This window comes from Pseudomonas sp. AG1028, assembly GCF_007993955.1.
Classification (GTDB): domain Bacteria; phylum Pseudomonadota; class Gammaproteobacteria; order Pseudomonadales; family Pseudomonadaceae; genus Aquipseudomonas; species Aquipseudomonas straminea.
The window spans coordinates 62,193-74,799 of record NZ_VIVP01000010.1 but is presented as its reverse complement, the minus strand read 5'-3'; the positions used below and the strand labels follow the sequence as shown (position 1 = coordinate 74,799).

The following is a 12,607-nucleotide window of genomic DNA, read 5'->3' as shown; positions in this document are numbered from 1 at the left end:
CCGATCATGCATTGCCCCCGTCCACATGACCTGCTCTGGGGCCTGCGCCCCGAGCACCTGCCCCAAGAGGCGCCTGCCTGGGCTCGCGCTGCCCTGGGCGGGCATGTGCCGGTGGTGGTGCGCCGTGCGCCGGCCGAGCCTGGTTGGGTCGCGGTGGGCGTACGCGGCGCTGCGCGTGAACAACGGTATGCGGCCTGGATGCGCCTGACCGACATCAGTCGTCTGGTCAGCCCCCAGGCGGTCGCCAGGGCCGGGCGCTGGCACCGTCATGCCCAGCCCCATTGGCCGGCGCTGCGGGCTCTCAGCCAATTGGCGCCACGTCTCGACGCCCGGGGCCTGGCCTGGGGCGTCACTGGTAGCCTGGGCTTCGAGCTGGCCAGCGGCATCGCTGCCGCGCACCCGGACAGCGACCTCGACCTGTCGCTGCGCGCACCCCACCCTCTGTCTCGGGCGTGGGCCGGTGCCCTGTGCCACCTGCTGGACGGCGCGCCGGGGCGTATCGACCTGCAACTGGAAACACCCCATGGCGCCGTGGCGCTGCGTGAATGGGCCGGCGAGGCGCCGCGCGTGTTGTTGAAAACCCAGAACGGCCCGCTGCTGGTCAGCGACCCGTGGCAACTCCAGCAGGTGGCGGCATGAGCGCGCTGTGGGCTTTTCCGGGGCAAGGCGCCCAGCAGCCCGGCATGCTGCATAGTTTGCCGGCTGACCCCATCGTAGCCGCGTGCCTCGCGGAAGCCGAGGCCGTGCTCGGCCAGCCCCTTGCCGAGCTGGATTCAGCCGAGGCGTTGCAAGGCACCCGCGCCGTCCAGCTGTGCCTGCTGATTGCCGGGGTAGCGGGAGCACGACTGTTGAGGGCCCGTGGTCTTGCGGCCGATTACGTCGCGGGCCTGTCCATCGGCGCGTATGCCGCAGCGGTGGTCGCCGAGGCCCTGAGTTTCGCCGATGCGCTGCGGCTGGTGGCCCTGCGTGGCCAGCTGATGCAGCAGGCGTATCCCGAGGGCTACGGCATGACGGCGATTCTCGGTCTCGACCTGAATACCATCGAGCGCTTCCTGGCCGAGGTGAATGGGCCGCAGTCGCCAGTGTTCCTGGCCAACATCAATGCCGAAAATCAGCTGGTGATCGCCGGTAGCCACACGGCGATGCAGGCCGTGGGCGCGCGCGCCCGAGCGGCCGGGGCAGGGGCGGTGAAGCCGTTGGCGGTCAGCGTGCCCTCGCATTGCGTGCTGCTCGCCGAACCGGCGGCGAGGCTGGGGGAAGCGTTCGCCGATGTCGAACTGCGGCGACCTGCCGTTCGCTACCTGAGCGGCAGTACCGCGCGGCTGTTGAGCGAGCCCGAGGCCCTGCGTGACGACCTGGCCAACAACATGTGCCGGATCGTCGACTGGGCTGGCGTTTTGCAAACGGCGTTCGAGCGAGGCGTGCGGCTGCACCTCGAACTGCCGCCCGGCAGCGTGCTCAGTGGCCTGGCCCGGCGTGTGTTCGAGCCGGCAATGGTCGTTGCCTTTCAGGGCGCGCGCCTGGATACCCTGGAGGCGCTGTTGCGCCAGGAGGTGAGCCAGAGCCGATAACAAACGTCCGATTGCCGAAGCACAAGAACAATAACTTCGATGCGTCACGAGGATAAGAACAATGATCACCTACCGAAAAATCCCCTTCGCCATATTCCCCCAGGCCGGTTTCAGTACCCCGCAGATTTCTGTGTCACCAGTAGGCGTAGTCCGGAGGCGCGCATGAGCAGGCGCGCGCAATCGCAAGGGCAGGCAGCACCCATGAGTGGTGCGTCGTCGTCGAGTCAACCGAACCAGGTGTATTCGGAGGGCGTATGAGTCCGGAAATCGCAACCATCGTCGGTCTGGTGATCATGTTTATCGTGGCCACGGCGCTGCCCATCAACATGGGCGCAGTCGGCTTTGCATTGGCCTTTATCGTGGGCGGCATCTGGGTCGGCACCACTGGCAAGGAGATTCTCGCAGGCTTTCCCGCTGATCTGTTCCTGACGCTGGTCGGCATCACTTATCTGTTCGCCATCGCTCAGAAGAACGGCACCATCGATCTGCTGGTGCACTGGGCAGTCAAAGGCGTGCGCGGCCTTATCGTGGCCATTCCGTGGGTAATGTTCATCGTCACCGCGGTGCTCACCGCGTTCGGTGCGCTAGGGCCGGCGGCGGTGGCGATCATCGGTCCGGTCGCGCTGCGCTTTGCCAAACAGTACGAGATCAACCCGCTGATGATGGGGTTGCTGGTGATCCACGGCGCTCAGGCGGGCGGCTTCTCGCCGATCAGTGTGTATGGCGGCATCACCAATCAGGTGGTGCAGAAGGCGGGGCTGGACGTTACCGAAATGGCGGTATTTCTCACCAGCCTGGGCTTCAACCTGCTGATGGCGTTCATCTGCTTCTTCGCCTTTGGCGGCATCGCCTTGCTGCGCCGTGGCCGTGCCGTGGCAGATGAGCCGTTGATCGCCGGTGTGCAGGCGTCGTCGCGGCAGTTCGCCATCGAAGGTCATGGTGCGGTGGTCAGTGCAGGCGGCGGCACGCTTTCCAACAACCCGCAGGCGCTGGATGAAGTGCGCATCAACCGCGATCACCTGATCACCCTGGTCGGGCTGCTGGGGCTGGGTATCGCGGCGCTGGTGTACGACCTCAACGTCGGTCTGGTGGCGATCACCGTCGCGGTCGCCATCGCGCTGGTTTCTCCGTCTGCGCAAAAAGGTGCGGTGGATGGCATCAGCTGGTCCACGGTGCTGCTGATCAGCGGTGTGGTGACCTATGTGGCCGTGTTGCAGAAGGCCGGTGCGGTGGATTTCGTCGGCCATGGCGTCAGTGCCATCGGCATTCCGCTCCTGGGGGCGCTGCTGGTCTGCTATGTCGGTGGCATTGTCTCGGCCTTTGCGTCTTCGGCAGCCGTGCTGGGCGCCACCATTCCGCTGGCGGTGCCGTTCCTGATGCAGGGCCAGCTCGGCGCGGCCGGGGTGATCTGCGCGCTGGCGATATCTTCCACGGTGGTGGACGTCAGTCCGTTCTCCACCAACGGTGCGCTGGTGGTGGCTTCAGCGGCGAAGGAAGAGCGTGAAGCGCTGTTCCGTCGTTTCCTGGTCTACAGCGGGCTGGTGGTAGCTTTCGGCCCCCTGTTGGCCTGGCTGATATTCGTGGTGCCAGGCTGGATGTAAGCCGCGCAGGTGGCGGCCTTTGGTCGCCACCTGCAGGTGCAGGGAGCGGACTGCCGGTGAACACACTTCTATCTTTCAGGAGCAATTGATCTTCACCTTGTAAGCCGTGGTTCGGACCATTAGCAATCGAGTGAGCAACAACAGCCAGTTGGCGCCACGGGCGTCAGGAGGTGAGCCTCTACCACGGGGCCAGCGTGCTTGGCGAAGCACAAAAACAACAACACTTCGACACGTAAAACGAGGACAACAACAATGATCATCTATGGTGTCGCCTTCCTGGCGATCTGTACGCTGGCCGGCATCTTCGTCGGCGAACTGCTGGGCAAACTGATCGGTGTACCCGCCAATGTCGGCGGGGTAGGCATCGCCATGATATTGCTGATATTCCTCGGCAGTTACCTGAGCAAGCGCGGCCTGCTCAGTAGCAAGTCCGAGCAGGGCGTGGAGTTCTGGAGCGCCATCTACATTCCCATCGTAGTGGCCATGGCGGCCCAGCAGAACGTCTACGGCGCGCTGAGCGGTGGGCCGATGGCGATCATCGCAGGCACCCTCGCTGTCGTTCTCGGTTTCGCTCTGGTGCCCGTGCTGTGCCGGCTCGGCCAGCAACCGACGCAGGCCGTCGAGGCGAAGGTTGTTTCCCAGCCCCTGAACAAAGCGCCACGGTGACCTCCATGTATGAATCGATGATGAAAGTGGTCGACAGCTACGCCATGCTCAGCAGCTTCGCCATTATCGGCGTCACCATGTGGCTGTCCTACTGGCTTTCCAACACGCTCACGAAGGGGCGTCTGCATGGTTCGGCCATCGCCATTCTGCTCGGACTGGTGCTGTCCTATATCGGCGGCATCTACACCGGTGGGCAGAAGGGTCTGGTCGACATTCCCCTGTTCGCCGGCCTTGGCCTGCTGGGCGGGGCCATGTTGCGCGACTTCGCCATCGTCGCCACAGCCTTTGGCGTCAGTGTCGACGAGCTCAAGCGCGCTGGGTTTGCCGGGGTGCTGGCGTTGTTCGTCGGCGTCGGATCGTCCTTCGTCGCAGGTGTGGCGGTGGCCATGGCTTTCGGCTACAGCGATGTGGTCAGCCTGACCACCATCGGCGCCGGCGCGGTGACCTATATCGTCGGCCCGGTGACTGGCGCGGCGCTGGGCGCCAGCTCCGACGTGATGGCGCTGTCCATTGCCGCGGGGCTGATCAAGGCGATTCTGGTGATGGTGGCCACGCCCTTCGTGGCGCCTTACATCGGTTTGAACAATCCGCGCAGCGCGGTGATCTTCGGTGGCTTGATGGGTACCTCCAGCGGTGTGGCCGGTGGCCTGGCAGCCACCGATCCGAAGCTGGTGCCCTATGGCTGCCTGACCGCGGCCTTCTATACCGCGCTGGGCTGCCTGCTGGGGCCATCGCTGCTGTACTTCCTGATGCGTGGCTTGATGGGTTGATGCTGTTTGCCCGCCGTCATGGCGGGCTTTTTTATTCCGGTGGATGTCGCGGTTCGGCAAATCGGGGTGCCCTGCTGCACATCAGGCCTGGCGGCTGTACATCCGGCATTCGGCGAGCAGTGCCAGCAGGTTCGGATCGCGTTCCCGGGTCTTGAGAAACACCACGCCAATGTGCTGCTGCATCTGGTATTTGGCCTGCAGTGGAATCAACTTCATACGGTTCTCATAGACCGCTGCCACACGCCCCGGTAGCAGCGCATAGCCGACGCCGGAGCTGACCATGCTGAGCAGGGTGAAGATGTCTTTCACCTGCATCGCTACCTTGGGCTCGAAACCAGCCTGCTCGAAGACCCGCTCGCCATCGCGAAAAGTCGCGTAGCCCTGGGTCAGGGTAATGAAGGTGTCGTCGGCCAGGGCCGCCAGATCCACATCGGTGTGCTCGGCGAAGGGCGAATCGTTGGGCGCCGCCAGAAAGATATCGTCGGAAAACAGCGGCAGCTGTTCGCAGTCCGGGTCGCTGACGCTGTCATCGAGGGCGATGAGAATGGCGTCAAGCTCCATGTTCTTGAGCTTGTACATCAGGTCGACGTTGGAGCCGAGGATCAGATCGATATTCAGCTCACTACGGCGCAGCTTGAGGCCCATGATCAATTGCGGAACCGTCTTGACCGTCAGTGAGTAGAGCGAGCCGAGCTTGAAGCGCTCGGCGCTGAAACCAGCGGCCTCGCGGGCCAGGCGCACCATGTCCTGGGCGTCCTGGATCAGCTTCTGGGCTTTTTCTTCGAGTACGTAGGCGCTTTCCAGGGGAATCAGGTTGCGGCCCTGGTGCTTGAACAGCGGGCAGCGCAGGGCGTTTTCCAGCGAGTGGATGGCGCGGTGCACACTGACGTTGCTGGTGTTGAGCTCACTGGCGGCACGGGCCAGGTTGCCGCAGCGCATGAACGCCAGGAAGATTTCCAGCTTCTTGAGCGTCAGTTCTTCATCGATCTGCATGGGCCAGATCCAATCCCTGGTGATATGGAAGTGGCCCGATTGTGCCGCAGATGCCTGGCGCTGTGGCGAATCAGCCGCAGGTGATGCGCTCGATGATTTCGGCTTCGGTGATGTCGATGTTCAGGCGCTGGGAATCGTAGTCCAGGGTCACCATGTCGCCAGGCGACAGCACGCGGGCGGTGCGGGCTCCGGATTGTTCACGGGCCTTTTCGACCACTTCGGCGCTGGCCATCTGGCCGAGCAGGTTCTGGGCAGCTTCGGCGCTGCACTTGCCATTGTTGTTGGCGGGTTTCGACGCCTGGGTGGGTGCTGTGTCGGTCGAGCTGCAGCCGGCGAGCAGGGCGAGCAGAGCGGCGCCGCCAATCAGGTGTTTGAAAGCCATTGCATGATCCTTGTGTGTGAAGGTTGTGCGGTGAAGTGCGTGAGTGTGCCGTGTATCGGACTCGGTTGTCGTGCCCGTGTTCCGAATTCGGTGCATGGCGCCGCGATCATCTTTCGCCAGCCTGGCTGCTGAAGGCAGCAGCCGAGCTCGTGTCGGCATGGCCGTGATCGCCGGGCGGCGCAGCGCCCAGGGCAACATTTCTTTACAATGGGCCGCTGTTTTCAGGATCGAGGCGTATCGTGCAACCGGTCATTTCCATTCAGCAGTTGAACAAGACCTACGCGTCCGGCCACCCGGCGCTCAAATCCATCGACCTGGATATCCGCAAGGGCGAGATCTTCGCGCTGCTCGGCCCCAATGGGGCGGGCAAGACCACGTTGATCAGCATAATCTGCGGCATCGTCAATCCGGGCAGCGGTTCGGTCACGGTCGCCGGCCACGACATCCTGCGCGACTACCGCGCGGCGCGCTCGAAGATCGGCCTGGTACCCCAGGAACTGTTCAACGAAGGTTTCGAGAGCGTGTGGGCGGCCGTGCGCTTCAGCCGTGGGCTGTTCGGCAAGTCGCCGGATAACGCCTACCTTGAGCAACTGCTGCGCGACCTGTCGCTGTGGGAAAAGAAGGACGCGCGGATCATGGAACTGTCCGGCGGCATGAAGCGCCGGGTGATGATTGCCAAAGCGCTGTCCCACGAGCCGGAGATCCTGTTTCTCGACGAGCCGACCGCCGGCGTCGACGTCGAGCTGCGCCGCAACATGTGGGACATGGTGCGCAAGCTGCGCGAGCGCGGCGTGACCATCATCCTCACCACCCACTACATCGAGGAGGCCGAGGAGATGGCCGACCGCATCGGCGTGATCCGCAAGGGCGAGATCATCCTGGTGCAGGACAAGGACACCCTGATGCGCCAGCTCGGCCAGAAGCAGCTGACCCTGCACCTGCAACAGCCACTCGCCGAGCTACCGTCAGCGCTGCAGCGTGATGACCTGCAACTGCGCGATGACGGTTACGAACTGGTCTACAGCTTCGACGGCCAGCAGGACGACACCGGCATCGCCGAGTTGCTGCAAGCTCTGGCCCAGCACGGCATCGCCTTCAAGGACCTGCAGTCGAGCGAGAGCTCGCTGGAAGATATTTTCGTCAGTCTCGTGAAGGAGCAGGCATGAATTTCTACGCGATCCGCGCCATCTACCTGTTCGAGCTGGCGCGCACCTGGCGCACCCTGTTGCAGAGCATCGCCACCCCGGTGATCACCACTTCGCTGTACTTCGTGGTGTTCGGTTCGGCCATCGGTTCGAGCATGACCCAGGTGCACGGCGTCAGCTACGGCGCCTTCATCATTCCCGGCCTGATCATGCTGGCACTGCTGACCGAGAGCATTTCCAACGCCTCGTTCGGCATCTACATGCCCAAGTACTCGGGGACCATCTACGAAGTGCTGTCGGCGCCGATTTCCTACCTGGAGATTCTTGTCGGTTACGTCGGCGCGGCGGCCACCAAGTCCATCGTGCTCGGTTTGATCATTCTCGCCACGGCGCGGCTGTTCGTCGATTTCGAGATTCTGCACCCGGTGTGGATGCTGGCCTTCCTGGTGCTCACGGCGCTGACCTTCAGCCTGTTCGGCTTCATCATCGGCGTATGGGCCGATGGCTGGGAAAAGCTGCAGATCGTCCCGGCGCTGATCGTCACGCCGCTGACCTTTCTCGGTGGCAGCTTCTACTCGATCAGCATGCTGCCGCCGGTATGGCAGACGGTGACCCTGTTCAACCCGGTGGTGTACCTGATCAGCGCGTTTCGCTGGAGCTTCTACGGCGTGTCGGACGTCAACGTGATGGTCAGCCTGGGCATGATCCTGGGCTTTCTGCTGGCCTGCATCCTGACTGTTGGGTGGATTTTCAAAACCGGTTATCGCCTCAAGAGCTGATGCACTGGCCCTGCGCTGACTCTGGCAGCGCAGGGTTGGGCAGCGCCACGCTTTCATGCCATTATCCGGCGCAGAAGAATGCCGAGAATGCCCATGCTGGACGAGTTACTCCAACGCGTTCGTGGTTACAGCCCACGTTTCATGGAAACCCAGGAGGGCTTTCCCGAAGCGGCGGTGCTGGTGCCCATCACCCGCAGCGACGAGCCCGAAGTGGTGCTCACGCTGCGCGCCAGCGGCCTGTCCACCCATGGCGGCGAAGTCGCGTTTCCAGGTGGCCGGCGTGATCCGGAAGATAATGACCTGATAGAAACCGCCCTGCGCGAGGCCGAAGAAGAAATCGGCTTGCCACCGGGGCTGGTAGAGATCGTCGGGCCGCTGGGCACCCTGGTGTCGCGCCATGGCATTCAGGTCACGCCCTATGTCGGCGTGGTGCCGGATTTCGTCGACTACCAGGCCAACGATGGCGAGATCGCCGCGGTGTTTTCCGTGCCGCTGGAGTTCTTTCGCAATGACCCCCGCGAGGTTACTCACCGCATCGATTACCTCGGCCAAAGCTGGTACGTGCCGAGCTATCGCTACGGCGAGTACAAGATCTGGGGGCTGACGGCGATCATGCTGGTCGAGCTGGTCAACCTGGTTTACGACGCTGACATCGACATGCGCCGCCCGCCCGAGCACTACATTCACCTCAAGTGAACCTGCCTGCGAGACTCCCGTCATGAAATACCGCCTGGGCAAAGCCCGCGTCGAACAGCATCCACAAAGCTGGATCGCCCCCAACGCCACGGTGATCGGCAACGTGCGCCTGGACGAGGGCGCCAGCGTGTGGTTCGGCGCCGTGCTGCGTGGCGACAACGAACTCATTCATATCGGCCAGAACAGCAACGTGCAGGACGGCGCGGTGATGCACACCGACCCCGGCTCGCCACTCACCCTGGGTACCGGCGTGACCGTTGGCCACAACGCCATGTTGCATGGCTGCACGGTAGGCGATTACAGCCTGATCGGCATCAACGCCGTGGTGCTCAACGGTGCGCGTATCGGCAAGCACTGCATCATCGGCGCCAACGCGCTGATCGCCGAGGGCAAGGAAATTCCCGATGGCTCGCTGGTGGTGGGCTCGCCGGGCAAGGTGGTGCGTGAGCTCACCGAACCGCAGAAGAAGATGCTCGAAGCCGGCGCCGCCCACTACGTGCACAACGCCAAGCGCTACGCCACTGAACTGGCCGAGCAGGACGACTGATGCAAAGCCTCGAACGCCCGGTCGCCTCGCCCTGCGTGCATGTCTGTGCGCTGGATGAAGAGGACATCTGCATCGGTTGCCAGCGCAACGTCGACGAGATCACCCGCTGGAGCCGCATGGAAAACGACGAGCGTCGTCAGGTGCTGCAGCTTTGCCACGAGCGGGCTCGGGACAAGGGCATTTTGCTTTAAGGATCTGTTTGCGGTCTTTTTAAGCGACATCAACAGGCTGCTACAAGGCAGAAGCAGCCGTTCGCGTAACCCGTAGGAGGGGCCGGGCGGCGATCTGCTTCAGCCCCGAGCTTTTTATCAAGGCAAACAAAGAGCTCGGGGCTGAAGCCCCTCCTACAAGTACTCCGTTCACCGGCCGCTCGCGCCCCTTTGCAGTCCAAAGAGATGAATTCAAGCCAGAAAACACGGGTAGGCATCTAACAGGATGCGCTGCCTTTGGCGCATCCCTGCTCATTGTTTAGTCGTTGCGTGCGCCGCCAAACGCGGCGCAGCCGCGCATCAGCTTGCCATTGAGGCGCAGTTGGGCGCTCATGTGTTGCACCGCGCCGCTCATGCTGTCCACGCAGCGCTGCGGCGCCAGCCACAACTCCACACGCTCTCCGTTGGCTTCGCTGGTCAGGTTGATGCGCCCCTCGGGCAGCTGTTCTTCCATATAAGGCAACGCAACAGGCTCGCGGTCCGGAGCGCTGAGTACCATGCCCTGGTTACTCACCGTCACGCTCCAGAACGGCTCCTGGCCGGCGGCGCGCACCAGCGTGCGTTTGAAGTTCGGATCGTCGCAGCCATGGCCTTCGGGTTGCAGGCGGTACACGCGCCCGACCTGCATCGCACCATCGGCACCACTGATCGGCGTCGCGCCCATGCTGCCGCGCAGGTCGGCGAACAGCGCCGAGTGGCCATTGCCGAGCAGCTCGTTGGCATCCTGAATCAGCGTCGTGCTGCCCTCGCTGATTGCGAAGCGGCGCGGGTCCTGGCATGGCTTGAGCCACAGCTGGCCGTTCTCGCGGGTCAGTTCGCCCTGCAGGCGCGTCTGGGCTTTTTCCGCCTCGACGGGTTTGCTCTTGTACACCTGGCAACCGGCAAACAGGGGCAACAGGGTGAATACTAGGACTTTGCGGCTGATGTGCATGGGGCTCTCCGTCTGGCGAGCGGCCACGTTACCGAGGCCGCCGGGCAATCTCAAGGAGGGCCTGTAATGATTCGCTGCAAGCGCGTGTAAGAGCCCTTTGAAGAGGCTGACGGCTACCGGGTACTGGTCGACCGGCTGTGGCCATGGGGCATGCCCAAGGATCAGCTGCATCATGACCAATGGCTGCGTGAAGTGGCGCCATGCGCGGCGAGAGCGGGCGATTGCGAACCGGTGGGAGCGGCTCTAGCCGCGAGCCCTTTATGCCCAGCCAGGAACAATCGAGACTAAAGCTTCTGCCACGAAACAGGCGGCTGCTTCTGCTTTATCGCAGTCGATTCATTTGCCACAAACTCTCAGAAACCCAAAGAATCGTTAACGAGTCTCGACGCCAATGGGGCGCATAAAGCTGCGCTCGTAGCTGAGGATGCAGCGGTTTTGCTGGGCGTAGGCGAAGGCGGCCAGGCACTCTTCATCCTGCATGGAACGCTCGCGATACTCCTCGTACGTCGCCAGGCTGGGAAAGCTGAACAGCGCCAGGGCGACGTTGTTGGCACCTTCGGACGGCAGGAAGTAGCCGTGGTGTTGGCCGCCGAATTTCTCCACCAGAGGAATCCACAACTTGGCGTAGTGCTCGAACTCGGCCAACTGGTATGGGTCGATGATGTAGCGCAGGTAACAGGTGATCATGGTCTTCTCCTTGACGGAATGCCCACTCTAGCAAAGCCGCGCTGCAAGCGCTTGTGCAACGAGATTGGGACCGCCGTGCGCCATTACCCCTAATCACGGCAGGTCGGACCCTGCCTCGGTGGCCGCTTTGCAAGCAGCTGCCTCATGCATCAGGACCCCTACGCATGAAGAAAAAACTTCTTTTGCTCGCGACCACCAGCATGTTGCTGGCTGGCGCTTGGACGTTCGCGGCGTGGACTGCTGGCGAGCGCCTGCAGGCTACCTTGCAGCAAGCGGTGGAGCGTGCCAACCAGCGTGGTGATGCCAAGGTCGTGCTCACGCGCTATGACCGTGCCTTGTTCAGCAGCCGTTTCAGGCTGCAGGTTTCCGGGCTTCTAGGTGCCGCGGATCAGCCGGTCGTGCAAGTCGAGGGCCGTCTCCAGCATGGGCCGTTTCCGTGGCAACGCCTGGCCGCCGGCCAGCTGAAACCGGTATTGGCTGCCGGCGATTTCGATCTGCGCCATTACGTTGGGCTGCTCGCCCGATTGCCACTTGAAGAGCCTGCCGCCCCCATGCAGTCGGTGGCGGTGCTGAATTTCGATGGCTCGCTTGATTATCGCGTCGAGCTGCCGGGGCTGGATGCTCGGCTGCCGTCTGGCCAGCGCCTGGAAACCTCGGCCATCGCCATCAGTGGTACCCAGCAGCCGGACGTGAGCGATTTTCCCTTCCAGGCACGACTCGAATCGCTGAGTATCGTCGATCCGCAGGGTGCGACTTTAATGGCCATCAAGAATGTCACCCTCGATGCCACATTGCGCCAAGGTGAACTGGGTTGGCCACTGGGCCAGGTACGCGGCCAGATTGGCGAGCTGCGGCAGCAACTGGATTCCCCGTTCGGCCCCGTTCCCCTCACGGCTCGGCAGGTGCAATTCACCCTGCGCTCCAGCGAGCGTGCGCCCACTCTGGACGTGTCGCTTGAAGTCGACTCTGGCGAGTCGCTGAAAATCGGCCAGAATTCGATCGGCCTGATCTCTGCCCAGCTTGCTGCCGAGCGCCTGCGCGTCAACGAAATACAGCAAGTGCTGGAGATCTATCTGCAGCCGCGTGAGCCCGCCGGACAAGGTCGTGATCCTGCGACGCGTCAGCAGTTTGCCAATTCGTTGGTGCAAGTGGTCGACGAGCAGCCATCGCTGTCGCTGCAGCACTTTTCCTGGCGCACTCTGGCGGGCAACAGTGGCGGGGTAATTTCATTGAAGCTTATGCCCGACCGCCAAAACGCCTCGCCGGCTATCGTCAGAGACAGCGCCGTGGATTTCAGCCTGGTGCCGGAATTTTCCGCGCAGCTGTCATTCGCCAAGGCTGCCTTGTTCGAAACGGCTGAAACAATCGTACAGGCGAGTCCCAGAGGCGCTCTGGCTACTCCCGCGGACAGAGACCTCATGGCAAAAGAGCTGATTCGCTCCTGGCTCAAACCTCCCATGGCTATTGGGCTCGCCTGGTTTGGGCGAGAAACGTTGGAAAGCAAGCTGAGGTTTGGCGCCGATAAGAAACTGTACGTCAACGGACACCTGCTGCCAGAGGACGATGACGTGCGTGCAGTCATGTGGCTGATCGGGCTGTTGCCATCGGTAGATGTCGTGCAGAAGTGATC

The 12,607-nt window shown here is 62.8% G+C and carries 15 protein-coding genes and 1 pseudogene; 12 read left to right on the top strand and 4 right to left on the bottom strand.

From position 1 onward, the window contains the following. Window positions 1-6 precede the first annotated feature (6 nt). From FB481_RS17465 to madM, 5 genes are all read left to right on the top strand, one after another. A complete protein-coding gene (locus FB481_RS17465) occupies window positions 7-639 on the top strand; it encodes a malonate decarboxylase holo-ACP synthase (RefSeq protein ID WP_147177175.1) in 633 nt (210 codons plus the stop codon). Further along, window positions 636-1,571 (top strand): malonate decarboxylase subunit epsilon, encoded by a 936-nt coding sequence (gene mdcH, locus FB481_RS17460; protein WP_147177174.1) that lies wholly within the window; start codon window positions 636-638, stop codon window positions 1,569-1,571. Before FB481_RS17465 ends, mdcH begins: the two co-directional genes overlap by 4 nt. 254 nt (window positions 1,572-1,825) lie before the next feature. Beyond that, a complete protein-coding gene (locus FB481_RS17455; RefSeq protein ID WP_147177173.1) occupies window positions 1,826-3,172 on the top strand; it encodes an SLC13 family permease in 1,347 nt (448 codons plus the stop codon). 252 nt (window positions 3,173-3,424) lie between these two features. Further along, complete coding sequence (gene madL / locus FB481_RS17450; RefSeq protein ID WP_093507366.1) at window positions 3,425-3,838, top strand: malonate transporter subunit MadL; 414 nt, start codon at window positions 3,425-3,427, stop codon at window positions 3,836-3,838. A 5-nt stretch (window positions 3,839-3,843) separates the two neighbouring features. Further along, window positions 3,844-4,608 (top strand): malonate transporter subunit MadM, encoded by a 765-nt coding sequence (madM, locus tag FB481_RS17445; RefSeq protein ID WP_093507364.1) that lies wholly within the window; start codon window positions 3,844-3,846, stop codon window positions 4,606-4,608. Window positions 4,609-4,689: 81 nt separating this feature from the next. On the opposite strand, the gene FB481_RS17440 is transcribed toward madM, so the two are convergent. Together FB481_RS17440 and FB481_RS17435 are read right to left on the bottom strand one after the other, a co-directional pair. After that, window positions 4,690-5,601 carry a LysR substrate-binding domain-containing protein gene (locus tag FB481_RS17440; protein ID WP_147177172.1) on the bottom strand — a complete coding sequence of 304 codons (912 nt, stop codon included), beginning with the start codon at window positions 5,599-5,601 and terminating at the stop codon, window positions 4,690-4,692. 70 nt (window positions 5,602-5,671) lie between these two features. After that, on the bottom strand, window positions 5,672-5,983 hold the full coding sequence (locus FB481_RS17435) for an I78 family peptidase inhibitor (protein WP_013790473.1): 312 nt from the start codon (window positions 5,981-5,983) through the stop codon (window positions 5,672-5,674). 239 nt (window positions 5,984-6,222) lie between these two features. Here FB481_RS17435 and FB481_RS17430 point away from each other — a divergent pair, with 239 nt between their 5' ends. The 5 genes from FB481_RS17430 to FB481_RS17410 all read left to right on the top strand — a co-directional run bounded on the left by FB481_RS17430 (window position 6,223) and on the right by FB481_RS17410 (window position 9,341). Beyond that, entirely contained in the window at window positions 6,223-7,149 is a 927-nt protein-coding gene (locus FB481_RS17430) for an ABC transporter ATP-binding protein (RefSeq protein ID WP_147177171.1), read from the top strand. Further along, complete coding sequence (locus FB481_RS17425; protein ID WP_013790475.1) at window positions 7,146-7,907, top strand: ABC transporter permease; 762 nt, start codon at window positions 7,146-7,148, stop codon at window positions 7,905-7,907. The genes FB481_RS17430 and FB481_RS17425 overlap by 4 nt, the downstream gene beginning before the upstream one ends. Window positions 7,908-8,000: 93 nt before the next feature. After that, entirely contained in the window at window positions 8,001-8,603 is a 603-nt protein-coding gene (locus FB481_RS17420) for a CoA pyrophosphatase (protein ID WP_027909787.1), read from the top strand. 22 nt (window positions 8,604-8,625) lie between these two features. After that, the gene (locus tag FB481_RS17415; protein WP_093507358.1) at window positions 8,626-9,150 is read left to right on the top strand and encodes a gamma carbonic anhydrase family protein; all 525 of its coding nucleotides are present in this window, start codon (window positions 8,626-8,628) and stop codon (window positions 9,148-9,150) included. Beyond that, window positions 9,150-9,341: a DUF1289 domain-containing protein gene (locus tag FB481_RS17410; RefSeq protein ID WP_093507356.1), complete on the top strand. Its 192-nt coding sequence runs from the start codon at window positions 9,150-9,152 to the stop codon at window positions 9,339-9,341. The genes FB481_RS17415 and FB481_RS17410 overlap by 1 nt, the downstream gene beginning before the upstream one ends. Before the next feature lie 277 nt (window positions 9,342-9,618). Here the strand turns inward: FB481_RS17410 and FB481_RS17405 are convergent, their stop codons facing one another. Next, entirely contained in the window at window positions 9,619-10,290 is a 672-nt protein-coding gene (locus FB481_RS17405) for a COG3650 family protein (protein ID WP_093502549.1), read from the bottom strand. 66 nt (window positions 10,291-10,356) lie between these two features. Between FB481_RS17405 and FB481_RS23390 the strand changes: the two are divergent. After that, window positions 10,357-10,491: pseudogene (locus FB481_RS23390) on the top strand (DUF488 domain-containing protein); the annotation flags it as partial. 171 nt (window positions 10,492-10,662) lie between these two features. On the opposite strand, the gene FB481_RS17395 reads toward FB481_RS23390, so the two are convergent. Then, window positions 10,663-10,977 carry an NIPSNAP family protein gene (locus FB481_RS17395; RefSeq protein WP_093502551.1) on the bottom strand — a complete coding sequence of 105 codons (315 nt, stop codon included), beginning with the start codon at window positions 10,975-10,977 and terminating at the stop codon, window positions 10,663-10,665. A 164-nt stretch (window positions 10,978-11,141) separates the two neighbouring features. On the opposite strand from FB481_RS17395, the gene FB481_RS17390 reads away from it, so the two are divergent. Further along, window positions 11,142-12,605, top strand: coding sequence for a DUF945 family protein (locus tag FB481_RS17390; protein ID WP_147177170.1), 1,464 nt, complete (start codon window positions 11,142-11,144; stop codon window positions 12,603-12,605). Window positions 12,606-12,607: the final 2 nt, after the last annotated feature.